General features: G+C 47.6%; 23 protein-coding genes and 1 pseudogene. All 24 read right to left on the bottom strand.

Annotation, left to right across the window (positions count from 1 at the left end):
* Positions 1–2 precede the first annotated feature (2 nt).
* Positions 3–746, bottom strand: a complete 744-nt coding sequence (locus CIK04_RS17345; protein WP_011079862.1) for a heme ABC transporter permease — start codon at positions 744–746, stop codon at positions 3–5.
* 119 nt (positions 747–865) lie between these two features.
* Positions 866–1,534 (bottom strand): heme exporter protein CcmB, encoded by a 669-nt coding sequence (ccmB, locus tag CIK04_RS17340; protein WP_039469854.1) that lies wholly within the window; start codon positions 1,532–1,534, stop codon positions 866–868.
* Position 1,535: 1 nt separating this feature from the next.
* Positions 1,536–2,153, bottom strand: a complete 618-nt coding sequence (gene ccmA / locus CIK04_RS17335; RefSeq protein WP_011150903.1) for a cytochrome c biogenesis heme-transporting ATPase CcmA — start codon at positions 2,151–2,153, stop codon at positions 1,536–1,538.
* 290 nt (positions 2,154–2,443) lie between these two features.
* Positions 2,444–2,944, bottom strand: coding sequence for a DUF2802 domain-containing protein (locus CIK04_RS17330; RefSeq protein WP_017420582.1), 501 nt, complete (start codon positions 2,942–2,944; stop codon positions 2,444–2,446).
* Positions 2,944–3,438, bottom strand: a complete 495-nt coding sequence (locus CIK04_RS17325) for a chemotaxis protein CheW (RefSeq protein ID WP_017420583.1) — start codon at positions 3,436–3,438, stop codon at positions 2,944–2,946. The genes CIK04_RS17330 and CIK04_RS17325 overlap by 1 nt, the downstream gene beginning before the upstream one ends.
* Before the next feature lie 32 nt (positions 3,439–3,470).
* Positions 3,471–4,541, bottom strand: coding sequence for a chemotaxis protein CheW (locus tag CIK04_RS17320; RefSeq protein WP_172665241.1), 1,071 nt, complete (start codon positions 4,539–4,541; stop codon positions 3,471–3,473).
* A complete protein-coding gene (locus CIK04_RS17315; protein WP_011079856.1) occupies positions 4,534–5,310 on the bottom strand; it encodes a ParA family protein in 777 nt (258 codons plus the stop codon). Before CIK04_RS17315 ends, CIK04_RS17320 begins: the two co-directional genes overlap by 8 nt.
* 8 nt (positions 5,311–5,318) lie before the next feature.
* Positions 5,319–6,449 (bottom strand): chemotaxis response regulator protein-glutamate methylesterase, encoded by a 1,131-nt coding sequence (locus CIK04_RS17310; protein ID WP_017420585.1) that lies wholly within the window; start codon positions 6,447–6,449, stop codon positions 5,319–5,321.
* A gap of 30 nt (positions 6,450–6,479) precedes the next feature.
* Positions 6,480–8,705 (bottom strand): chemotaxis protein CheA, encoded by a 2,226-nt coding sequence (locus tag CIK04_RS17305; protein ID WP_017420586.1) that lies wholly within the window; start codon positions 8,703–8,705, stop codon positions 6,480–6,482.
* A 9-nt stretch (positions 8,706–8,714) separates the two neighbouring features.
* On the bottom strand, positions 8,715–9,455 hold the full coding sequence (locus CIK04_RS17300; RefSeq protein WP_011079853.1) for a protein phosphatase CheZ: 741 nt from the start codon (positions 9,453–9,455) through the stop codon (positions 8,715–8,717).
* Positions 9,456–9,576: 121 nt separating this feature from the next.
* Positions 9,577–9,945, bottom strand: a complete 369-nt coding sequence (gene cheY / locus CIK04_RS17295) for a chemotaxis response regulator CheY (protein WP_017052487.1) — start codon at positions 9,943–9,945, stop codon at positions 9,577–9,579.
* Between the two features lie 44 nt (positions 9,946–9,989).
* On the bottom strand, positions 9,990–10,724 hold the full coding sequence (locus CIK04_RS17290; RefSeq protein WP_026050306.1) for an RNA polymerase sigma factor FliA: 735 nt from the start codon (positions 10,722–10,724) through the stop codon (positions 9,990–9,992).
* Complete coding sequence (locus CIK04_RS17285; protein WP_011079850.1) at positions 10,717–11,604, bottom strand: MinD/ParA family protein; 888 nt, start codon at positions 11,602–11,604, stop codon at positions 10,717–10,719. Before CIK04_RS17285 ends, CIK04_RS17290 begins: the two co-directional genes overlap by 8 nt.
* Positions 11,605–11,617: 13 nt before the next feature.
* Positions 11,618–13,111, bottom strand: a complete 1,494-nt coding sequence (flhF, locus tag CIK04_RS17280) for a flagellar biosynthesis protein FlhF (RefSeq protein WP_097352793.1) — start codon at positions 13,109–13,111, stop codon at positions 11,618–11,620.
* 49 nt (positions 13,112–13,160) lie between these two features.
* On the bottom strand, positions 13,161–15,263 hold the full coding sequence (gene flhA / locus CIK04_RS17275; protein WP_097352792.1) for a flagellar biosynthesis protein FlhA: 2,103 nt from the start codon (positions 15,261–15,263) through the stop codon (positions 13,161–13,163).
* 160 nt (positions 15,264–15,423) lie between these two features.
* Positions 15,424–16,554 (bottom strand): flagellar biosynthesis protein FlhB, encoded by a 1,131-nt coding sequence (gene flhB / locus CIK04_RS17270; protein ID WP_017420590.1) that lies wholly within the window; start codon positions 16,552–16,554, stop codon positions 15,424–15,426.
* Between the two features lie 9 nt (positions 16,555–16,563).
* Positions 16,564–17,346: a flagellar biosynthetic protein FliR gene (fliR, locus tag CIK04_RS17265; RefSeq protein ID WP_011079846.1), complete on the bottom strand. Its 783-nt coding sequence runs from the start codon at positions 17,344–17,346 to the stop codon at positions 16,564–16,566.
* Between the two features lie 12 nt (positions 17,347–17,358).
* Positions 17,359–17,628, bottom strand: coding sequence for a flagellar biosynthesis protein FliQ (gene fliQ, locus CIK04_RS17260; RefSeq protein ID WP_011079845.1), 270 nt, complete (start codon positions 17,626–17,628; stop codon positions 17,359–17,361).
* Positions 17,629–17,643: 15 nt separating this feature from the next.
* Positions 17,644–18,513, bottom strand: coding sequence for a flagellar type III secretion system pore protein FliP (gene fliP, locus CIK04_RS17255; protein WP_011079844.1), 870 nt, complete (start codon positions 18,511–18,513; stop codon positions 17,644–17,646).
* Positions 18,503–18,925 carry a flagellar biosynthetic protein FliO gene (gene fliO, locus CIK04_RS17250; RefSeq protein ID WP_097352791.1) on the bottom strand — a complete coding sequence of 141 codons (423 nt, stop codon included), beginning with the start codon at positions 18,923–18,925 and terminating at the stop codon, positions 18,503–18,505. The genes fliP and fliO overlap by 11 nt, the downstream gene beginning before the upstream one ends.
* Positions 18,925–19,335: pseudogene (fliN, locus tag CIK04_RS17245) on the bottom strand (flagellar motor switch protein FliN). The gene fliO and the pseudogene fliN overlap by 1 nt, the downstream one beginning before the upstream one ends.
* Positions 19,336–19,404: 69 nt before the next feature.
* The gene (gene fliM, locus CIK04_RS17240) at positions 19,405–20,448 is read right to left on the bottom strand and encodes a flagellar motor switch protein FliM (protein ID WP_038968393.1); all 1,044 of its coding nucleotides are present in this window, start codon (positions 20,446–20,448) and stop codon (positions 19,405–19,407) included.
* 7 nt (positions 20,449–20,455) lie between these two features.
* Positions 20,456–20,953 carry a flagellar basal body-associated protein FliL gene (gene fliL / locus CIK04_RS17235; RefSeq protein WP_017420592.1) on the bottom strand — a complete coding sequence of 166 codons (498 nt, stop codon included), beginning with the start codon at positions 20,951–20,953 and terminating at the stop codon, positions 20,456–20,458.
* Between the two features lie 36 nt (positions 20,954–20,989).
* Entirely contained in the window at positions 20,990–23,038 is a 2,049-nt protein-coding gene (locus CIK04_RS17230) for a flagellar hook-length control protein FliK (protein WP_097352790.1), read from the bottom strand.
* Positions 23,039–23,130 lie beyond the last annotated feature (92 nt).

Raw genomic sequence — 23,130 nt, 5'->3', positions numbered from 1 at the left:
CCTCACTGAGTCTTGCCAAGCGCCAGCTGGCGCACCCAAGGACGATGACTTTCTTTACTGATAATTTCGTTACGGAAACGCACCATCGTCACCGCAGCAAAGAAAAACGCAAAGCCCAAAATATTCGTTAGCAGCGGCCATAACATAGTTGAAGCAATGGAAGGCTTAGCAAATTTGGTAATGGTGGCGCCTTGGTGCAAGGTATTCCACCACTCTACGGAGAAGTGAATAATTGGCAGGTTAATCACACCAACAATAGCCAAAATGCCCGCCGCTTTTGCCGCTGTTTTCTGGTCATCAAATGCGTGATAAAGCGCAATCACACCCAAGTAAAGAAATAGAAGAATCAGTTCAGAGGTCAGGCGAGCATCCCATACCCACCAAGTGCCCCACATCGGCTTGCCCCATACGGCACCCGTTACCAACGCGATAAAGGTGTAAACAGCACCGATTGGCGCCATCGCCAACGCCGCCATTTCAGAAAGACGGACTTGCCAAACTAGGCCGATAAATGCGGCTATGGCCATCGACATGTACACACCCATCGACCAAATCGCCGAAGGTACATGAATGTAGATGATTCTAAAACTGTCACCTTGTTGATAGTCGGAGGGTGCGAATGCAAGTCCCCACACTGTACCTACCGTCAAAAAGATCAGGGCTAAAACGGAAAACCAAGGTAACAACTTACCACTAAGCTGGTAGGCTGTTTCTGGCTTTGCATAAGGATGGAGCCATTTCCACATGTTTAGTTCTCACTCTTACTTCACTCAGGCACAAACTTAGCGTGTTACACTAGCAGTGCTTTAATAATAATTCTTTGATCCGATCTTGTATCAACATCAGTTAATCATTCTCGGTATAGTTAGTTAACGCTAACTCTCAGGGCAGCGCTAATGGCAAATGGTGTCAGTGTCATACCGCCAATCAACATCGCTCCCAATATGGCTAACTGGCCGTTATACGTCATACCTAACGCTGCTGCATCAATCGCTGATGTCGCGAAAATCAAAATTGGGATATACAAAGGCAAGATTAACAGGCTGAGTAATACACCGCCTTTTTGTAATCCTACTGTTAACGCCACACCAATTGCACCGATAAAACTCAGCGTTGGTGTTCCAACAAGAAGCGTCAGAACCACCGAAAGCCACGTATTAAAATCCAATGAGAGCAAAATCGCCAACAACGGACTGATCAGTATCAATGGCAGTCCCGTTAATAACCAATGAGCTATGACCTTTGAAATCACCACAAGTTGCAACGGGATCGGCATCAACATCATTTGTTCAAGCGCACCATCTTGAAAATCATCGCGAAACAGACGTTCTAAAGATAATAGAGCAGATAGCAATGCCGCTACCCAAACAATGCCTGCTGCAATACGTGCTAACAAATTTGGCTCAGGACCAATACTGAGGGGAAACAACGTAATGACAATGATAAAGAACCACAGTGGGTTCAAAATGTCAGCTTGGCGGCGAAAGGCAATAAGCAGCTCACGGCGAATAATGGTTGTCATTGCAGCAATCATCTCAATCACCCAATTTAATTTTTCTGAGTTTCGGGCTATCTGCAAACATATCTTGGTGTGTCGTCAAGATTACGATGCCCCCATTATCGACATGGTTGGAAAACAGTGACTCAAGCACTTTGACACCCTGTTTGTCGATAGCAGTTAGCGGTTCATCAAGAATCCAAAGAATCTGATGACTTAACCAAAGGCGAGCCAACGCCACGCGTCTCTGCTGCCCAGCAGACAGTTGTGCAACGGGCACATCTTCTCGACCTGCCAATCCAACTTGAGTCAGGGCATGAAAAATCCGTTCTGAAGAGGAATCTGAATTATGAATCGATTGATAAAAGCGTAAATTTTCAAACGCAGTGAGCTCTCTTTTTACCCCGGTTTGATGGCCTAAAAAAAGCAAGTCTTGATGGAACTGGTCGCGGCTTTTTTCGATCGCCTCTCCTTTCCATTTGATGGAGCCTTCATCTCTATCGCCAAGCCCAGTCACGATTCGAAGTAGCGTTGTTTTACCCGTACCGTTTCGACCTTCAATCTGCACCAACTCACCGGGTTTGATTTCAAACTGAAGATTTTCAAAAAGGACGCGTTCATCGCGAATAGCAGTTAAATTGGATACTTCTAGCATAAGGCTTCATAGCGACACAAATTAGAGGGGTATATTAGCACACCTAATAAGTGACAAGACAGGATAACAAAGCCTCTATGTTTGTCAGTTGGTGAGAATTTGTTAACCTGTTATCACATTTATTTAAATTTACCTCTATAGAGTGATAAGTCTCTCAATATTATTGAGTTCCTTGAACTTTCCACCTCTATTCCTTCAGATGCATGAATCATTGAGAAATAGCCATTTTTGGCCAAATACAAAAAAAGAAGCCGAAGCTTCTTTTTATCTCTCTAACTCTTGAAATCACACTATCGACGACGCGTCGGTGCTTTTTTTGCCGCCGTTTCGTCTAAGTCCGACAATTGGCTGCTTAGCGGTGGAATTTTCTCTTTACCTGCAATTTTCTTTTGCAGAGAAAGCATCAACTCGGCTTCTGCTTTTGGCAGTTCGCACTCTTTAATCAGCTCGTTGACGTCTGCGCCAAGTTGAACCATTTTGCTGGCGCGAGTATACAAACGCCCATCGGTATCCGCTTGTTCAAGCTCAACCACGCGCTCTGTTAAGTGTTGAATGATCTCTTGCTGTTCGCTGACCCGTTGGCCTAAACCGATAACAACCGATCTCACTTCCAATAGCTGCTTGTTCGCTTTTTGTAACTCTTTCTCGCTGCTACGTAGCTTCTGCCCTTGGCTATCCAAACGGGTTTGCAACGTCGCTTTTATCCGTAGCTGAAGTACAACCAACAACAGTAAGACGAAAAGTCCAGCACCAACAAGCAACGCTGGACTATTAGAAAACATCTCAACCATTATAGATGAGCCATGTCATCCCATTCTTCATCCGTCAACAACTTGTTCAGGTCTACCAAGATCAGCAACTTACCATCGCGGTTGCTCACACCTTGGATAAACTTAGCACTCTCATCCGTACCAACAGATGGGGTTGAATCGATTTCTGAAGAACGTAGGTAAACCACTTCAGCAACACTGTCGACAAGAATACCAATCACTTGATGCTCAGATTCAATCACGATGATACGGGTGTTGTCTGTCACTTCACCTTCCATCAAACCAAAACGAGAACGTGTATCGATAACCGTTACGACGTTGCCACGTAGGTTGATGATACCTAAAACGTAATCTGGCGCGCCCGGAACTGGTGCAATTTCTGTATAACGAAGCACTTCACGAACTTGCATTACGTTAATGCCGTAAGTTTCTTCTTCCAGCTGGAACGTCACCCACTGAAGTACTTCATCATTTGTGTGATCTTTTTTAACTTCTACTTCGTTAGAATGAGACATGGCTAATCCTCGTTAATGTCGTTCCCGACTTCTCAAAATTCTGAATTTAATGATTTTACATCCAGTCCGGCATTTAGCATGGAAATTAATGCGTCTACATGAATTAAAGCACACATTTTCTCTTTCACCATGCCAGCAAGCCAAGGACGCTTACCCGATTGCTCGCGCCAACGCACTTTTTCTGGATAAAGAAGCTCAGTGCCCAGCAACTTATTGCTGGCTAAACCCCACATGCTATTACCTAGCATGACAATATATTGATAGTTCGACTTGTATTCTTCATCAGCCAGTTTGTCTGGCATGACCCAACGTGCCGTATCAACCACATCCAGTTGCTGATCCCGATTGGTTTGCAAACCAAGGTACCAACCCGGTCTGCCGATTAAGTGGTTCAACTGTGTCAGTTGATGGATGCCACCCAACTCATCCAACGGAACAGCAAAAGTGACGCTGTTGACATCAAAATAGAGCACTTGGAAAGCGATATCTCGTTGAGTCGAGGTCCAATCTTTCTTTTCACTAGCAGACGTTTGCGTTTCTAACTCAACCTGAACGTCTTCGGCGATTTGCTCTACTTTAGCTTCAATGGTTTCAATTTCAGGTTCGAGCTCGACGGGCGCAATTTCTGGCTCCTCGACATCGACTTGCCAATCCTGAATCTCTTCAACCACTTCGGTTTCTACTGTCCAATCTTGGATTTCCTCTTCCAAGATGGCGACGGGTTCTTCTTCGATGACAGCGACGTCTTCGACAACCTGATTGGTTTCTTGCTGAAGCTCAGCGATGGACGCGGTGTTTTGCGCCAAAATATCGTCGATGCCCAATTCGTCAACGACATTGGTTGACTCAAGTTGACTGAGTAGGCGTTCAACATCTTCCAGATTCGGTGCTTCAAACTCTTTTAGCTCTGTTTCGGCATAGCTATAAGACTCTGGCTCTGAATACTTGATTTGCAGTTCTGGTTCGTAAGGCACCCCAGACCAATCGGCAGCGTGCTCATCCTCTTCAACAATAAGCTCCAGCTCTTGCTCTTCGTCTAAAAGTGCGCTGAAGTAATCATCTAACGCTTTTTCACTGGATAACACCGCTTCTTTGCTACTCATCAATCGCTAACCTCTCTAAGTAAATCAGCAATTGTTTGTAGGCAAATACCCCGCGGCTTCCTTCTGCAAAATGCGAAGCGGGTAAACGTTTTAAGCTCGCGTCTCTGAACTTGGTGTCAATTGGCACCGCCGATGTCCAAACTTGATTTGGGTAATCTTTCTTAAGCTGCGTTAACGTTTGTAACGACGCCTTGGTGCGTTTGTCGTACATCGTTGGCACAATGGTGACCTTAAAGGGATCTCGACGCGATTTTTGCATAATCGCGAGCGTACGAATCATTCGCTCTAAGCCTTTCATGGCTAAGAATTCCGTTTGAACTGGAATTAAGATTCGGTCACTGGCCGCCAGAGCATTGACCATCATGACACCAAGAATTGGCGGACAATCAATCAGCACATAGTCATAATCTTTGGACAACGCGATTAACGCACGCTTTAAGATTAAGCCCATTCCACTACGGTTGCCCATCACTCGGTCTAAGGTCGCCAAAGACATATGCGCGGGTATGATATCGATCCCTTCTACATCTGTTTTCAACAACAACGGTTTAACCGCTTCACGCGTAAACTCTTTAAGTTGAAAAAGATCAAATAGACTGCTGGTGACCGCATCGGGGTCGAAGCCTAAATAGGTCGTTAGTGATGCATGCGGATCGGTGTCAACCAAAAGAACACGATGGCCTTTTTTGCTCAGTAGCCCAGCTAGAGTGACGGTGGTGGTGGTTTTACCAACACCACCTTTTTGGTTTGCAACACTCCAAACTATCATATCTGTCCTTATGCTAGTCCCACTTCAACTAGCATACGTTCGGCGATACGTTCCAAAGGCAGGTCTTCAGTTGACAATCCTGCTTTGGCCACAGCCTGTGGCATGCCATAAACAACACAGCTATCTTCATCCTGAGCCCAGATAGTCGCCCCTGCCGATTTCAGCATGCGCGCACCTTCACGGCCATCCGCACCCATCCCGGTCAAAACCATAGAGAGAACTTTGTCGGCGTAAATTTTTGCTGCAGATCCAAAAGTGACGTCCACGCAAGGCTTGTAGTTCATGCGTTCACCACCATCGATAATGCGCAATCTTGCTGCACCAGGGCGGCCATCTATCATCATCTGCTTGCCACCTGGCGCCAAATAAGCGACGCCCGCTTGTAGCACGTCGCCATCTTCCGCTTCTTTCACTTGAATCTTACACAGTGAGTTTAGGCGGCTAGCAAAAGCGGCTGTAAATGTCGCCGGCATGTGCTGGATAAGTACAATGGGATGAGGGTAATTTGCTGGTAGCTTGGTCAGAATTTTCTGCAATGCGACAGGCCCGCCGGTTGAGGTACCAATCGCGGTGAGCTGATATTTTTTTCCTGAAGCTCTGAATTTAGCCGCCACAGGCGCACGAGAAACAGGGGCTTGTGCAGGCGCCTCACGGCGTAACCCTGTCGTTGGGCGATTTAACGTACTTTGTGGTCTTTCTTGAACTGACGCAGAAGAGGCCACGGGACGACGCATAAATGCACGCTTTGAAGCAATCTGAATGACACGCTGTTGCAGTAGCGAAACGGCTTCATCTCGGTTACGAGCAATATCTTCAAATTTCTTCGGTAAGAAATCCAAAGCACCGGCATCCAGTGCATCTAGCGTTGCTTTTGCACCATCATGAGTAAGCGAAGAAAACATCAAAATAGGCGTCGGTACCGACGCCATGATTTCACGAACAGCTGAAATGCCGTCCATGACAGGCATTTCAATGTCCATAGTGATGACGTCCGGCTTGAGTCGTTTGGCTTTTTCAACCGCCTCTTTACCATTTACCGCCACATCAATCACTTCTAGGCGCGATTCTGCATTGATGATCTCACTCACCCGACGTCGGAAAAAACTGGAGTCATCAACTACTAATACTTTTATCGCCATTTGAATCCTTATTGTAATACTAAGCCCTGATTACAGACGCGATGCCGCTGCGTACTGTTTTAGCAAATCAGGAACATCCAGAATCAGAGCAATATGCCCATCACTGGTGATCGTTGCACCCGCCATACCCGGTGTACCTTGCAGTAAGTTGTCTAATGGCTTGATAACCACTTCTTCTTGACCAATCAAGGTATCCACAACAAAACCGACGCGTTGACTGCCGATTTGTACGATAACGACGTGACCATGTCCTTTACGCAGTTGCGCTTTACCAGACTTAGGTGCGAGCCAGTTTTGTAGATAGAACAGCGGAATCGCTTTTTCACGTACGATGATGGTTAACTGACCATCAACAACGTTGGTACGGCTAAGATCTAAATGGAAGATTTCATTCACAGAAGCCAATGGCAACGCAAACGGATGGCCAGCCACACCAACCATAAGTGTTGGTAGAATCGCCAAGGTCAACGGAACTTTGATGGTGATCTTGGTTCCTTTGCCCAATTCTGAATCGATATCAATCGAACCATTTAGGGTATTGATCGCGGTTTTCACCACGTCCATACCTACACCACGTCCAGAAATGTCTGAAATTTTCTCTTTACTGGAGAATCCTGGTGCAAAGATCAAGTTGAAACATTCTTTGTCGGACAAACGGCCAGCAGCATCTTCATCCATCATGCCGCGTTTCACTGCGATGCCACGAAGTTTATCTGGGTCCATACCGCCGCCATCATCGATGATCGCTAGCTCAATATGGTCGCCCTCTTGAGATGCAGAGAGGATGACTTTACCCGTGCGAGACTTACCTGCTTTCGCACGGTCATCAGGCATCTCAATACCATGGTCAACCGAGTTACGCACCAAGTGGATCAAAGGATCCGCAAGCGCCTCAACAAGGTTTTTATCGAGATCCGTTTCTTCACCGCGCATTTCCAGCACGATGTCTTTTTGTAGGTTACGCGCCAAGTCACGAACAACGCGAGGGAAACGGCCAAAAACTTTCTTAATTGGCTGCATGCGCGTTTTCATTACTGCGCCTTGCAGGTCCGCAGTCACCACATCTAGGTTAGCTACCGCTTTCGCCATCTCTTCATCGTTACTGTTCAGACCGAGACTCAAAAGACGATTTCGAACCAGTACAAGCTCACCAACCATGTTCATAATGGTGTCCAGCGTCGACGTATCAACACGCACCGTCGCTTCTGCCTGTGGTTTCTTCGCTGCTTGTTGCGTCGCTGGGGCTTTCGCTTCTTGTACCGCCGGTGCTTTTACTTCTGCGCGAGCTGGTGCAGGCGCCGCCGCTGGCTTCGACGCAACTGGTGCTGCTGGTTTCGCTGGCTCTGGCGCAGGAGCCACATTTGCTGATGCAGGCTTGGTTGCGAAATCCAACTCCTCAAGGGTCGGACCTTTGCCTGAACCATGCAGCTCGTCCAATAGCTTTTCGAACTCTTCGTCGGTCATCAAGTCGCTATCACCAGCACTTGGGGCTTTTGCCGCTGGTTTAGCTGGCTCTGGCGGTGGCGCTGCTTGGAAGTCAGACGCCGATGGGCTTTTGCCTGCACCGTGTAACTCGTCTAACAGTTTTTCAAATTCGTCGTCCGTGATGTCACCGCTATCTACCGATGCGCTCACTGGTGGTGGCGTCGGTGCTGCTGGCGCAGCTGCTTGTGCACTCGGTGCAGCCCCTTTGCCATGCAGCTCATCAAGCAGTTTTTCAAACTCATCTTGAGTGATTTCATCCACTGAAGAAATCGCGGAGCTGGCTGGCGCAGGCGCTTCGGCTACAGGTTCTGGAATAATTTCAGGTTCAGGCTCTGCTACAACGACTTCTTCTGCGACTGGGGCAGCCACTTCATCTTCCGATTCAGGGCGACACAAACGATGCAGCTCGTCGAGCAATTCAGGATCCGCAGCTTCGAGAGGCTCTCGATCTTGAACCGCTTTAAACTGATGGTTTACCGTGTCTAAGGAACGCAGCATTGTATCCATTAGGCTTGGAGAAACGGAACGTTGGCCATTGCGCAATACGTCGAACACGTTTTCCGCACCATGACAAGTTTCAACCAACTCGGTGAGCGACAAAAATCCAGCGCCACCTTTAACGGTATGGAATCCACGGAAAATAGCATTGAGAAGATCCCTGTCTTCTGGGTTATTTTCCAATTCTACTAACTGCTCAGAAAGCAGTTCCAGAATTTCCCCGGCTTCTATTAGAAAGTCCTGAAGGATATCTTCGTCTAAATCGTAGCTCATACGTTACCTTTAAAATCCAAGACTGGATAACAAATCATCGACTTCATCCTGCGATGCAACTGCGTCTTCACGCAACTCGGGGTGCAAAATCGGACCCTCTGGCTCGCTGCCACTTTTTTCTTTTTCGGCAAGATTCTGTGTTTCTTGAGTTTTGTCCTTCGGCGGTTTATTTCCAGCAAACACCGTTAGGATATCGACCAATCGCCCTTCCACTTCGTTTACGAGAGTGATGACACGACGGATAATCTGCCCAGTTAAGTCTTGGAAATCTTGTGCCATCAAAATTTCTGTTAACTGGCCGCGTAATTCTGTGCTATCGCCTTCGACTTGAACTAAAAGATCTTCGATACGATGGCAAAGGGCCTTGAATTCACTCAATTCGATGCGACCGTGCATCAGTTCATTCCACTGAGGACGGACTTGTAGCAAGCATTCGTGAAGATTATCGGCTATTGGGAGACAGAGCTCGACAGCATCCATGGTCTTGTTTGCTGCGAGTTCGGTTTTTTCGATGACATATTGAAGGCGATCCCTTGCATCTGGGATTTCATCGTTTGTAATTTCTGTCATCCGTTGATCTAAGCTGAAATTCTTCAGAGAAGTGTGCAGATCTCGAGTAAGCGAACCAATCTCTTGCAGCATTGGATTGCCTTTTTCCTCATAGATCGACGCAACCAGCTCATCGGCGGCTGCCTGCTCTCCCTGTTCCAGTAATTCAACTAGAGACTTTGCTTGCTCTAATGAGATCATTCTGAATAGACCCTTTTCGTTTATGCTTCGGAAGCATGCTGCGTTTATGAGCTGCCAATATAATGGTTGGCATTGAATAAATGCTTATAGCAGCTCTGACGAAGTAATCTTCAAACGAGGTTTATAAACGTTCAAAAATTTTATCTAGTTTTTCTTTCAGGGTTGCTGCGGTGAATGGCTTAACAATGTAACCATTAACGCCTGCTTGAGCCGCTTCGATGATTTGCTCACGCTTCGCTTCTGCGGTGATCATCAGCACTGGTAGATGCTTCAGCTCAGCGTCTGCGCGAATGTTTTTCAGCAGATCGATACCCTGCATGCCAGGCATATTCCAATCCGTAACGACGAAATCGAAATCACCTTTTTTCAGCATAGGTAACGCTGTCAGACCATCATCAGCTTCTTGAGTGTTATTGAAACCCAAATCACGAAGCAGGTTCTTTACAATACGGCGCATTGTTGAGAAATCGTCAACAATAAGGATCTTCATGTTTTTATTCAAAATTGCCTCCACTGAATGTCAAAATCAGTGTTTTAATCATTTTGTGTCCAAGCACTAAGCTTAGTGCGCAAACGTTGCATTGACTGGCTCAATATCTGACTGACGCGAGACTCGCTAACACTCAGAATTTCCCCAATTTCTTTTAAGTTTAGCTCTTCATCATAATAGAGCGAAAGTACCAAAGCTTCACGTTCTGGTAATTGTTTTATTGATTCAACCAGCGCTTTTCTGAAATATTCATCAGCAACGCCCTTAAACGGAGTGTTGTTGTCTGAATCTTCCACCGATGTGATCACATCATCCGACACACCAAGATCTTCAATACCAATCAAACGAGAACAATTGATATCTGTCAAAGCACTGTGATACTGCTCTAAAGACAATCCCATGTGCTTTGCTACTTCGGCATCAGTAGGATCTCGGTTTAGCAATCCCTCAAGTTCGGCTATCGCTTGGCTGATCTCTCGATTGCTTTTGTGTACCGAGCGAGGCACCCAATCACCACGCCTGATATCATCAAGCATAGCACCACGGATACGAATGCCAGCATAAGTTTCAAAACTTGCGCCTTTTGAGGCGTCATAATTTTGTTGAGCTTCTATCAGGCCAATCATACCCGCTTGGATCAGATCCTCGACCTGAACACTAGGAGGCAATCGCCCTAACAAATGGTGAGCAATGCGTTTGACCAGCACAGAATACCTTTCTATGAACAGTTTTTGACTGTTCACATTTGCATGCTGATCATAAGTGAGCGCTTTATTCACCAAAAGGTTCCTCTATAAATGCATTTCGTGTCAGCAATCGTTCAACGAAGAACTCCAAATGACCACTTGGGCTCTTTGGAATTGGCCAGGTCAGCGCTTTATTTGCTAACGAACTGATGGCCAAGGCGGCTGGAGAACGCGGGAAAGCGTCCACAACAATTTTTTGTTTTTTAACCGCTTGTCGAACTTTATCATCTAACGGAATACATGCTACGAGTTCGAGGCTCACATTCAAGAATCGCTCTGTGACCAACGTCAATTTTGCAAACAATTCTCGACCTTCTCGGTAGCTTCTGACCATATTTGCAACAATCTTGAAGCGTTGAACCTGATGCTCTTTACTCAATAGCTTAATTAAAGCATATGCATCGGTAATTGAGGTAGGTTCATCACACACTACGACAATCACATCCTGAGCTGCACGTGAAAAACTGATTACCATATCAGAAATGCCGGCTGCTGTATCTATCAGCAACACATCCATATCGTCTTCTAGGCTACCAAAAGCACGAATCAGACCCACATGTTGTGCATGTGAAAGCTCTGTCATACTCTGTGTTCCAGAAGTGGCTGGTATTATTTTAATACCATATGGTCCTTCAACAATAGCATCTTTTAGCTCACATTCACCTGCTAATACATGTCCTAAGTTACGTTTTGAACGAATTCCGAGCATAACGTCGACATTAGCCAGACCTAGGTCAGCATCCAGTACCATTACTTTCTTCCCTTGGCGAGCCATCGCAATGGCCAAACCTAGGGTCACATTTGATTTACCCACGCCACCTTTACCGCCAGTAACTGCAATCACTTTGGTCAATGATGGTTGTGTTAAGCGACGGAGGCCGCTAGCTTGATCGTGTATCATATTCTCAGTCATAGTAGTCCGCCGCCTAGAATCCTTCGTTGTCACTGTTCCAGTAGTGAGGTTCATTCTCTGTCGACTTCTCAAGCAGTTCATTCGCTTTCGCGATCAAATATTTTGGTTGTGCTATCACGATGTCTTCGGGAACTCGTTGCCCATTGGCGATATACGCCACAGGTAGCGCGTTTTGAATCACAACACTGACAAATTCGCCCAAACTGAGTGACTCATCCAGTTTGGTCAGGATGCAACCTGAAAGTGGAATTCTTCGAAAATGATCAATGGTCTCTTGCAGCACTCGTCTTTGAGCTGTAGCGGGAAGTACTAAATAACTATGAATAACTTCACCACTCTCCTGCATCAAGGTATCGAGCTGTTCTGATAATCGGACATCTCGCTGCCCCATACCCGCTGTATCGACCAAGATCAGTTTTCTGTTTCTGAGCTGATAGATTACATCGGCTAACTCTTTAGAATCTTTAGCAACTTTTACGGGACAACCCATAATTCTTCCATAAATAGAGAGTTGCTCATGCGCACCGATTCGATATGTATCGGTCGTCACTAACGCGACATTGTTCGCGCCATACTCCATGGCTGCTCGCGCTGCAAGTTTGGCTATCGTGGTAGTCTTCCCAACTCCTGTTGGGCCCAACAACGCCACAACACCACCACGTTTAAGAATGTCCTGTTTGGTCACGCTAATTTGGTCAGAGACCAAAGCGAGCAACGCCTTCCACGCACGGGCAGGCTTGGTATCTTCTGGAATGTAACACGCCATCTGATCCGCCAGTTCAGGCGACACACCCATACGCTCGAGACGTTTGATAAGCATGGCACGCAGCGGTTCTCTTCTTTCCACTTCCTGCCACAACAAACCCGATACCTGATGCTCAAGCAAACGACGAATCGATGTCATCTCTTCGCGCATGTTCTCTAGCTCGTTAGAACCTTCTTCCTGCTCAGTTTGAGGCTTACGGCGGTCGTAACGCGTTGGGTCAAGACGAGGCTCTGGGCGTGGAATACGACGGTCTTCCGCAATCAGCTTTGCCAAAGGCGAGTTTTCGCGAATACGGACATTGCCATTTTGCTCTTCACGATGCTTATTTTGTCTTTCCAGCAATGAGTTCAGAGAGTCGGCCGATTCGTCTCGGTAGCTGCTCTCTTCGCTTGTATTGCTGTACTGCTTAAGCATATTGGCAAAGCGTTTGGTCATGGATCCGCCATCGGTCTTCTCGCTCTGCAAACTGACGCGATCGTCTTGAAGATCGCGAGTCGCTTTACGTGCGGGAGGCGCAGTGTATTGCCCTGCTGTCGACGGGGTTGCTGTCGCTTGTCGGCGACTTAAATTAGGCATGCTGCCAAAAGTGGAGGATTGATTGTCACCATCAATCGCAGCGACAATTTCAACGCCACCGGCCACTTTTTTATTCGACATGATGACAGCATCAACGCCAAGTTCTTCTTTTACTTGGAGTAATGCAGTTCGCATGTCTTTGGCAAAAAATCGTTTTATTTTCAAACCATTCGTCCATTAAACAGGGCTTAACCATCAGTTATTAATTAATAGATCAGTTACCCACAGCCTGTACAATTCGAATTTGTTTTTCGTCAGGAATTTCCTGATACGAAAGCACTCTGAGGTTAGGAATCGTGTTCTTAACAAATTTCGCCAGAGTGGACCGCAGCACGCCAGAGGTGAGCAAGACTGCTGGTTCGCCTTTGAGCTCTTGCTCCTGAGTCGCCATCATCAACGATGATTGCAATCTTTCAGCCAAACCTGGTTCGATGCCCGCAGACTCGCCACCTGACGCTTGCATGGTCTGATGCAATATTTGTTCCAGCTCTGGAATCAAGGTAATAACCGGCAGTTCTGGTTCTATTCCATTGATTTCCTGAACGATTAGTCGCTTCAATGAAATGCGTACCGCCGCCGTCAGGATGTCGGGTTCTTGACTCTTTGAAGAATATTCAGCCAAGGTTTGTACAATAGTACGAATGTCCCGAATTGGAATCGCTTCATTCAGTAGGTTTTGCAACACTTTCACCACAGAGCCCAACGCCAATTGGTCAGGAACAAAATTCTCGACCAACTTCGGTGCACTTCGGCCCAGCATTTCCAGCAAGTTCTGTACTTCTTCGTGGCCTAAGAGCTGAGAGGCATTGTTGGTTAGAAGCTGGCTCATGTGGGTAGCCAGTACGGTCGAAGAGTCCACCACGGTGTAGCCCAATGCTTGAGCATGTTCTCTTTGGTCTGGTCGAATCCAAACCGCTTCCAGTCCAAATGCAGGGTCGATAGTCGGTTCACCATCGATCATGCCATACACTTGACCTGGGTTAATGGCCAGTTCTTGATCGGGGCGAATTTCGGCTTCACCCACAGCCACACCCATCAAGGTGATTCGATAACTGTTCGGAGTGAGTTCTAAATTGTCACGAATGTGCACTGGCGGGATCAGAAAGCCAAAATCTTGCGAGAGCTTCTTACGAACCCCTTTCACGCGTTCAAGCAGTTCGCCACCTTGGTCTCTATCTACCAATGGGATCAAGCGATAACCCACTTCCAAGCCAATGATGTCGACCGGCTGTACGTCATCCCATGAGAGTTCACGTACAGAGGGGGCATTGCTGCTGTCTGCCACCACGGGCACTTTCGGTTCTTTGGCCTTTTGCTTCTGCTTCTTATCAATGAAGTAAGCGCCCGTTCCGGCGATCGCCGCTAACGACAGGAAAGCAAAATGAGGCATACCGGGTACAATCCCCATAATGCCAAGAATCGCCGCGGTGATCGTCAGTGCTTTTGGATTATCAAACATTTGGAAGAGCATCTGCTCACCCATGTCTTCATCGGTATTCTGACGAGTCACCATCATCGCCGCTGCGATAGAAAGTAACAGGGATGGGATCTGCGCTACCAGACCATCACCAATGGTTAGCAATGTATAGATTTTGATGGCGTCGGAGAAACCAAGGTCATACTGCGCCATACCAATGCTCAAGCCACCAATGATGTTGATGAACAAGATCAAAATACCAGCGATGGCGTCACCTTTAACGAACTTCGATGCACCATCCATCGAGCCGTAGAAATCGGCTTCTTTGGTCACTTCAAAACGGCGTAAACGCGCTTGTTCTTGGTCTATCAAGCCTGCGTTCAAATCAGCATCGATCGCCATCTGTTTACCAGGCAAAGCGTCCAAGGTGAAGCGAGCACTTACCTCAGAAATACGACCCGCACCCTTGGTGACAACCATAAAGTTAATGATCATTAAGATCAGGAACACCACAAGACCAACGGCGTAGTTACCGCCGATTACCACGTTACCGAACGCTTCGATAACGTTACCCGCTGCGTCTCCCCCTTCGTGACCCTTCAGAAGAACCACACGCGTTGAGGCAACGTTCAAGGCCAATCTAAGCAAGGTCGCAATCAGTAGAACGGTAGGAAAGGCAGCGAAGTCGAGTGGTCTTCGGGTATAAACCGTCACCAATAGCACCACCATGGCTAAGGCGATGTTAAAGGTAAAAAACATATCCAGTAGAAACGGAGGAATTGGCAATACCACCATGGCCAAGGTGGCCAACACCATAATCGGTGCGCCAATGGCTGGTACTGAACGTTGGGGGATTTTAGGCAACTTATCTGCAAACGGCAGAGTAAATTTCTTAGCCATTACTTCGTCTCAATGGATAGCTTTAAGTTATTGATATGGAAGACAACGACTGTCGTCATCTGTATTTATCATCCGAATTAGGTGCTAGCTAGCAATCTCTATACCAGCTCATGCGCCAAAATAATGACAAGACACTTAGGACCAAAAGAATCGCCGACTATCAATGTCTTAGATCGGGTGGAATCGGTAGATCATAGTCTTTCAATTTCGGTCGATGGCCACCCCGCTTCCGGTACTGCTTCAACTGGAACACGTAAGCCAGTATTTGCGCAACCGCGGTAAATAGACCATCAGGGATTTGCTGTTCAAGCTCGGTGGAATAATAGAGCGCACGCGCCAATGGCGGCGCTGGTACAATAGAAATATCGTGCTCGCGTGCCACTTCACGTATTTTCATCGCCATGTGGTCCGTCCCTTTCGCCACTACCACTGGCGCTCTGTCGCTGTTCTGCTTATAACGCAGTGCAACAGAAAAGTGCTCCGGGTTGGTCACTATCACATCCGCTGTCGGAACGTCCGCCATCATACGTCGCTGAGCGGCTTCGCGTTGCAACATACGGATACGGCCTTTCACCTCAGGTTTACCTTCGGTGTCTTTGTATTCGTCTTTCACTTCTTGCTTGGTCATTTTCAGTTGGTCAGCGTGTTGCCAAATCTGAAAAGGAATGTCGATCGCCACCACAATTAACAACGAGCAACTGATCAGCAAAACGAAGTTCAACAATATGTCCAAAGCGTGGAAAATATTCTGCGGATACACATCCAAACTGAGTTGGATTAAGTCTTCCTGTGAAGCTTGAATTAGGTAGATCGCTACGCCTGTGACCAAGGCGACTTTCAAAATTGATTTGATGAGCTCAACCCAACTTTGCAAGCCAAACATACGTTTGATGCCGCTCAGTGGGTTCATTTTCGATAATTTTGGCGTCGCCGCTTCCACTGAGAAACTGATGCCACCAACGCCGGCAGAACCAATCGCAGCAGCGACAAAAAGCGCAAACAAAATGAGCAGCAGAGGAAGGAGCAAAGCGCTTAATGCGCCGCTGGCAATATCAAACAGCTTACTGGGGTCAAAAATTTCTTCACGGGAAAGGCTAAACAAACGCCCCATCGCTTTGAACAACGCCCTTGCGAGGCTTTCGCCGAACCACATCAGGGAAACGGCACCAATCACCAATACAGACACAGAAGCCAGCTCTTTTGAGCGGGCAACTTGGCCTTTTTCCCGTGCTTGCTGTAACCGTCGGGGCGTGGCTTCTTCGGTACGTTCTTGACCGTCTGACTCTGCCAAACCAGCCTCCTAGCAATTCAAACGAATAAATCGGCAAACCTGCTGTTCGCCTTGCAACCAGTACAGCTCATAGTGACTGTATAAGCCAGCCAAGATGTACCAACAAATCAGTAAACCCACCAACAAGGCGAAAGCAAAACCGAGGGAGAAAATGTTCAGCTGCGGTGCAGCTCGGGTCATCACCCCGAAGGAGAGGTTGATGGTCAGCAGTGCAATGATGCCCGAGAGTGACATACTCAGCGCCGTTTTGAACATGATGCCCAGCCACAACGCCAGTTCACGAAAATCAACCGCATTCAATGAACCACTGCCTATGGGCAAGGTTTTGAAGCTAAACAGCACCAATTGCAGCATTTTCAGGTGACCATCGGTGGCGAGGAAAAACATGGTCGACAGGAACATAAACAACTGACCAAGCAACGGCGTGTTCTGACCATTGGCAGGGTCCACCATGGATGCGAAACCCAAACTCGATTGCATACCCAAAATCTGACCCAGCAGGACAAAGGTCTGGATGATAAACTGCGTCACCATCCCCATTGCCACACCGATAACAATTTGCTCAAAGGTCGTCAAAAAGCCTTGGAACGAGAGCAGCTGGAGCTCTTCTGGCACCGCCGGAATCGCTGGCATTAAGGCCAAGGTGATGGCAAGGCTAAGGTAGAGACGAATTCGAGGAGAAACAAAACGCGCACCCGTCACCGTCATCACCATCAACATGGATGAGATACGGGTGAAAGGCCAAAAATAGTTGGCTATCCAGTCCAGAATAATGGTGGTTGGATATTCCATCGCTCCTCCCGCCTAGTACAGAACTTGCGGAAAACGCTCCACGAGCGCGAAAAAGTACTCCATCAACATCTGTGTCATCCAATGGCCAAAGAGCATTAGCGCTAATAAAGTCACAATCAGACGTGGCAAAAAGCTCAGGGTTTGTTCGTTGATCGAGGTCGCCGCCTGAAAAATTGCCACAATCAAACCCACCAACAAACTGGGAATAATGATGGCACACACCATGATGAGAACCATCCACAGTGCTTCACGAAACAGCTCAACAAAAACTTCAGGTGTCATTGCGTCTCCTTACCGCTATAAGGCAAAACTGCCTGCGAGAGTGGAAAGGATCAGGTTCCAGCCATCAACTAACACGAACAACATTAGCTTAAACGGCAGCGAGACGATCATCGGTGACAACATCATCATACCCATCGCCATCAGTACCGAAGCCACAACAAGGTCAATGATAAGGAACGGCAAAAACAGCATGAATCCGATTTGGAATGCGGTTTTCAGCTCAGAGGTGATAAACGCGGGAATCAACACCGCCATAGAAACGTCTTCTGGATTGGTGGCCTGCTCTCCTGACATATTGACGAATGTCTCGAGATCTTTCACGCGTGTTTGCTTGAGCATGAACGCTTTCATTGGCCCTTGTGCGGCATCAAACGCTTCACGGGCGGTGAGCTGCTCATTAAGGTACGGTTGAACCGCTTGTTCATTCACTTCGTTAATCACGGGCGACATGATAAAAAAGGTTAAGAAGAGTGCAATGCCAATAATGACCTGGTTTGACGGCGTTTGTTGCAGACCCATTGCCTGCCGCAAAATCGACATCACCACCACAATCCGGGTGAATGATGTCATCAGAATCACCATCGCTGGCAAGAAGCCAAGCATGGTCATTAACGCTAAAATCTGCAACGTGACCGAGTAGTCTTCGCTACCGTCAGGGTTGGTGGTCATGGTGAAAGCAGGGATACCGCCTCCGCTACCCACACTCATAAATTCACTCTTACTGGTGTCACTCTGCATTTGTGAAACCGTCACGCTACCGCCCGGTGCAAGATTGGCTGGCAACGCGGTCTCTTCCGCTTGTGCCCAAGCCGAAAAGGAAAATAGGGATGCCATCAGTAAGCTGAGTGATAGCCAAAACGTGGTCAGAAGTTGCTTATTGTTCATTCTTTTTCAGTAGCTGGCTAAATTGTTGTGCAAATGCCGTTTTAGCCAACTCCTCCTGTTTTAACGGATGCTCTAATTTTGCAAGCAGTTGGATAGACTGACTGGTGATGCCCACTAAAAATTGTTCTTCCCCCGCCTGAACAACGGCGATGCGCTCTCGTGTCCCCACCGCAATTTGACTCACCACCTTTAGGCCGTGTTTCTGGCCGAATGCTGGCGTTTGGATGCGCTTCATTAGCCAAGCTAAAAAGAGAATAAAAGCGATAACGAGGAGAAGAGAAGCAAACGTGGTGGCAAGGTCAAGCTCCGGCGCTTGGGACGCGGCCCAAACACGAGGAGCACTCGTCATGGCGACCAGTGCTCCTGTAAGACCAAATAAGCGATGGCGATAACGGCTTGGTCTCATAAGCATTAACGCAGTTTTTTGATACGTTCAGTTTGGCTGATCACATCGGTGAGACGGATACCAAACTTATCGTTGACCACAACAACCTCTCCGTGGGCGATCAACGTACCGTTGACCAATACGTCGAGCGACTCACCAGCCAGACGATCCAGTTAGACTACCGAACCTTGGTTAAGCTGAAGTAAGTTACGAATGCTGATTTGTGAGCGGCCCACTTCCATCGAAATCGTCACTGGAATATCCATAATGGTATCCAGTTTGCGGCGCTCATCGGCGGTGATCGGCGCAGAGGTATCTTTCAACTCTTCTAATGGCGCTGCCAATACTTCGTCAACATCAATTTCAGGCGCTGCGGGATCTTCACCCAAAGCTGCTGCCCATTCTGCCGCTAGCCTTTCATCTTCACTTGATGCCATTTTACTATCCTGTTTTTACTTACTATTTAACTCAATACTAGACGAACATTTTGCTCTCAGTCGCGAGCATTAATCATCATCGTCGTCACTTTCTAGTTCAGACATGATGTCTTTCCCTAAGAAAGTTAAATCGGTTTTCACCACATGAGGGCGTTCAATTTCTTCGGAAATTTGCACCGCCAGTTTCTCGTTAGACTGCCCCATTTTCACGCGGTAAGTGGGTAGTTCTTCTACAAACATCACGGCGTGCTTAGGCATTTCAATCGGAATCACATCCCCAGGTCGCAGTTCCATCAAATCGCGCAGCGAGATATCTTTCTCCAGCAAATTGACACGGAAATTCACAGGGCAATCCATGATTTCTTCACGCAGAGCAGAGCTCCAACGTACGTCCGTTTCCATTTTGTCCGATTGAACACCCGCATCAAGCAACTCCCGGATCGGCTCGACCATGGAATACGGCATGACCACATGGAAGTCACCGCCGCCGCCGTCCACTTCGATATGGAACGAACTCACGACAATCACTTCCGTTGGGCTAACAATGTTCGCCATACTCGGGTTCACTTCCGAGTCGAGATACTCAAATTCAACCCCCATCACAGGCGACCAAGCTTCTTTGTAATCTTCAAATACGATTTTCAGTAGAAGCTGTATGATACGTCGCTCTGTTGGGGTAAATTCGCGACCTTCAATTTTGGCGTGGAAGCGACCATCGCCACCAAAAAAGTTCTCTACCAGAATAAACACCAAACGCGCTTCCATGGTGATCAACGCGGTGCCTTTTAATGGCCTGAAGCGAACCATGTTCAAACTGGTGGGCACGTATAGCGTATTTTGGTATTCACCAAACTTCATCATTTGCACGCCGTTGATCGAGACTTCGGCGGTTTTTCTCAACATGTTGAACAAACTGATGCGCATATGACGAGCAAAACGTTCATTGATCAGTTCTAAGGTCGGCATGCGACCACGAACAATCCTGTCTTGTGAGGAGAAATCGAAATTGACGGCGCTGCCTAGATCATCATCTATCGGCTCGTCTATCTCATCGACATCATCCACCCCATGAAGGAGCGCATCAATCTCGTCTTGGCTTAATAGATCGGTCACGCTATACCTACTGAATCACAAAGTCGGTAAACAATACTTTTTCAATCACAGGCTGACCTACCGATTTCGTCAGCGCTGCTTTAATGTCATCTGTGGCTTTGTCACGAAGCTCCGTTCGGCCCGTAGGTGAACGCAACTGTTCAACCGTTGCCGAAGCAAACGTTGATAACAATGAACTTTCAATCAATGGCGAATGGTAACGGGCAAGGTTTTCATTTTCTGTACCACGAACCATCAACTGCACTTTGATTTGTACCATGCGATTGCGATTATCGCCCGTCACATTAAAAACAAAAGGTTGTGCGATATTAACGTACGCAATGGGGTCTTCAACAGGCTTTGTATCAACTTGTGCAGCGGCTTCTTCTTCCGCGGGATCGGAACCCATCAAGAAAAACGCTGCGCCGCCACCGCCGACCAATAAAACAACAACAGCAATGATAATGATGAGGAGTTTACTTTTCCCTTTTGGTGCTTCTTCACCGTTTTGCAATTCTTCTGCCATGAGCTGCTCTACCTATCAAACTTAACAATTTGTATTTTATGCGTAAAAACTGATTCCATCACGCTTTGATGTGACATTTAAGTCAAGTTTAACGTCAGCCTCAAGGTTTTCCTCATTTGAAGAGGCAAATCTGCTGTTTTGTTGTCCATTCCCTTGCCCATCAGCACTGTATTGTCTCTGCTGCTGACCAGATGCTTGCTGTTGAACCGACGAATCGGCCAATTGCATCCCTTGTTGGGCGAGCATTTCCCGCAGTCTTGGCAGTGTTTGTTCAATGATGTCACGCGCCTGTGGGTTGGTGACAGTGAAATGCACATTAGCGATGTCGTTGTTCATCGTCATGCGGATTTGCATGCGGCCAAGCTCCGGTGGGTCCAGACGAATATCAAGTTGTTTGAGGTTCTTTGACATCATCATTTGCACTTTCTCTGCCACCTGCTCATTCGCTAACTCTCGCGTTAATGGCATTGGCGGTTGTTGCGCTGCGACATTCTCTGCTCTCGTTTGTCCTGTCACTGTCTGCGCACTGTAGAGAGAGGTCGTGGGTTGAGCGCCCTGAGTCTCAGTACTTGTTTGCTTCGATGAGCCTTTTACGCTGGCAAGGCCAGCCGCCGCTAATGCCGCCTGCATCGATTGCACTTGAGATTTAGCCACATCCGGAGACGCGGCAGGATTAAACGCGGTTGGTATCGTATTCGCCGTCATGCCTTCAGGCAGAGCCATAGCCGCTTTGTCTGCGCTCAATGGGGCGGTTGTGGCTGTATTTGGCTGAGCAAGTGCTGTATGCACTGCTTGCGCTAACGCCGCGCTGCCTGCCGTTTTGGCAGCGGCGTTATCTTGATGCTTTGGCTGAGCAGATTGAGGTGATGTCCAATCGATGGCGGCATGTCGTTCACTCACGCCTTCCGAAGGGGTAAGTTGTGCCTGAGTGGTGGCCGCGATAACAGGTAATCTTGTCGTCCATTCTGATGGGGGGAAATCCGCCACCATTTGACCTGATTTCAAACCCTCGAGAATTTTTTGCTCAGGCGCGCTTAAAGGTTGTGCCGCTGCTAATTTTTGCTCGATGACCACTAATAACTCAAGTGACAACACTTGTGGTGTTTCATTTGACGACGCTGCGCTATTTTTCACCGATTTGACGCCCATGGCGCTGCTGGCAATCAACGCTTGGGGATCCATATCAGCACTTGGCTGAGCATCCTTGCCAAGTGCCGCACTATTAGCCAGGTGACCCGCTTGAGTTTGAGGCATCACCTCACGCCAATCTTGTGGCAACTCAGTTTCAGCGACTTGTGCATTGATGATTTGAGCTTGATGGGCAGCATCAATAGGTTGCGCTTGACTCACGGCTTGCTGATCAAGATGCGCGGAATAGTGGGACAAGCTTTGCCCTTGTTGGGCCGCAATCAACGCTTGATCGTCATCGAGTGCACCACGTTGTGGCTGCACAGAAGTCGCCGCTGCCGCCAAGGTTGCGCTCTCATCCAATTCTGACGATGTATTTTGTGGCAAGCCTTTGCCACTCGTCTCTTTAAGCGCCGCATTCGACTGTTCTAATTGGCCTAGAATTTTGGAGCCTTCCTGCATCACCGTTTGCTTGACATTGTCCTCTTGTGTCGCCGTTTCTTTTGCTGCGGCAGGCGCGCTTTTCAATACGTCACTGTCTGTAGTTACGCGACTAAGCGATTGATTCGATTTGGCATCTTCGCTACCAAGTACTGCTGAAGAGTCTTGGTCTGATTTCGATTCGGCCACGCGCTGGGATGAAGAGACGTCGGCTTCTGATTCTAGCTCTAGCACCTCATCAACCGAGCTATCTGATGGGCTAACCTTTGCCTCACTTGTCTCATCTGCGTCACCAAGAGCATTGCTCCCTTTGACACCTTCCGATGGAGTGCCTTGTGATGCTTTTGCTGTGACGTTGCCGTCCGCTTCTGTTTTTCCAGAGGAGAAGACTTCAGAAAGGGTCTGCAAAAAACCTTTGGCGCCCGTCGATTCGGCAGTGGCGGTTGCAGCCAAGCTTTCGCCACTTTGACTGGTGGTCTTTGCTGTCGTGGAAACGGGTTGCAGATTCACATTCATAATTCGAGTCTCTTAGCCGCGCTAAAATGGGTTAAAATCCAACGCTTTCCAGCCTTGGTATTGAGCTAAAAAAATAGCCTGCAAAAAGCAAG

The organism is Vibrio sp. 03_296 (genome assembly GCF_002265885.1).
The sequence above is the reverse complement of the archived record's forward strand: the minus strand, read 5'-3'. Positions and strand labels throughout refer to the sequence as shown.

What these genes read in the sequence shown, in the direction of transcription:
- CIK04_RS17345 (WP_011079862.1), bottom strand. Translation starts at nt 746, where the DNA reads ATGTGGAAATGGCTCCATCCTTATGCAAAGCCAGAAACAGCCTACCAG.
- ccmB (WP_039469854.1), bottom strand. Translation starts at nt 1,534, where the DNA reads ATGATTGCTGCAATGACAACCATTATTCGCCGTGAGCTGCTTATTGCC.
- ccmA (WP_011150903.1), bottom strand. Translation starts at nt 2,153, where the DNA reads ATGCTAGAAGTATCCAATTTAACTGCTATTCGCGATGAACGCGTCCTT.
- CIK04_RS17330 (WP_017420582.1), bottom strand. Translation starts at nt 2,944, where the DNA reads ATGGTTGAGATGTTTTCTAATAGTCCAGCGTTGCTTGTTGGTGCTGGA.
- CIK04_RS17325 (WP_017420583.1), bottom strand. Translation starts at nt 3,438, where the DNA reads ATGTCTCATTCTAACGAAGTAGAAGTTAAAAAAGATCACACAAATGAT.
- CIK04_RS17320 (WP_172665241.1), bottom strand. Translation starts at nt 4,541, where the DNA reads ATGAGTAGCAAAGAAGCGGTGTTATCCAGTGAAAAAGCGTTAGATGAT.
- CIK04_RS17315 (WP_011079856.1), bottom strand. Translation starts at nt 5,310, where the DNA reads ATGATAGTTTGGAGTGTTGCAAACCAAAAAGGTGGTGTTGGTAAAACC.
- CIK04_RS17310 (WP_017420585.1), bottom strand. Translation starts at nt 6,449, where the DNA reads ATGGCGATAAAAGTATTAGTAGTTGATGACTCCAGTTTTTTCCGACGT.
- CIK04_RS17305 (WP_017420586.1), bottom strand. Translation starts at nt 8,705, where the DNA reads ATGAGCTACGATTTAGACGAAGATATCCTTCAGGACTTTCTAATAGAA.
- CIK04_RS17300 (WP_011079853.1), bottom strand. Translation starts at nt 9,455, where the DNA reads ATGATCTCATTAGAGCAAGCAAAGTCTCTAGTTGAATTACTGGAACAG.
- cheY (WP_017052487.1), bottom strand. Translation starts at nt 9,945, where the DNA reads ATGAAGATCCTTATTGTTGACGATTTCTCAACAATGCGCCGTATTGTA.
- CIK04_RS17285 (WP_011079850.1), bottom strand. Translation starts at nt 11,604, where the DNA reads ATGACTGAGAATATGATACACGATCAAGCTAGCGGCCTCCGTCGCTTA.
- flhA (WP_097352792.1), bottom strand. Translation starts at nt 15,263, where the DNA reads ATGGCTAAGAAATTTACTCTGCCGTTTGCAGATAAGTTGCCTAAAATC.
- fliR (WP_011079846.1), bottom strand. Translation starts at nt 17,346, where the DNA reads ATGGAATATCCAACCACCATTATTCTGGACTGGATAGCCAACTATTTT.
- fliQ (WP_011079845.1), bottom strand. Translation starts at nt 17,628, where the DNA reads ATGACACCTGAAGTTTTTGTTGAGCTGTTTCGTGAAGCACTGTGGATG.
- fliP (WP_011079844.1), bottom strand. Translation starts at nt 18,513, where the DNA reads ATGAACAATAAGCAACTTCTGACCACGTTTTGGCTATCACTCAGCTTA.
- fliO (WP_097352791.1), bottom strand. Translation starts at nt 18,925, where the DNA reads ATGCTTATGAGACCAAGCCGTTATCGCCATCGCTTATTTGGTCTTACA.
- fliL (WP_017420592.1), bottom strand. Translation starts at nt 20,953, where the DNA reads ATGGCAGAAGAATTGCAAAACGGTGAAGAAGCACCAAAAGGGAAAAGT.
- CIK04_RS17230 (WP_097352790.1), bottom strand. Translation starts at nt 23,038, where the DNA reads ATGAATGTGAATCTGCAACCCGTTTCCACGACAGCAAAGACCACCAGT.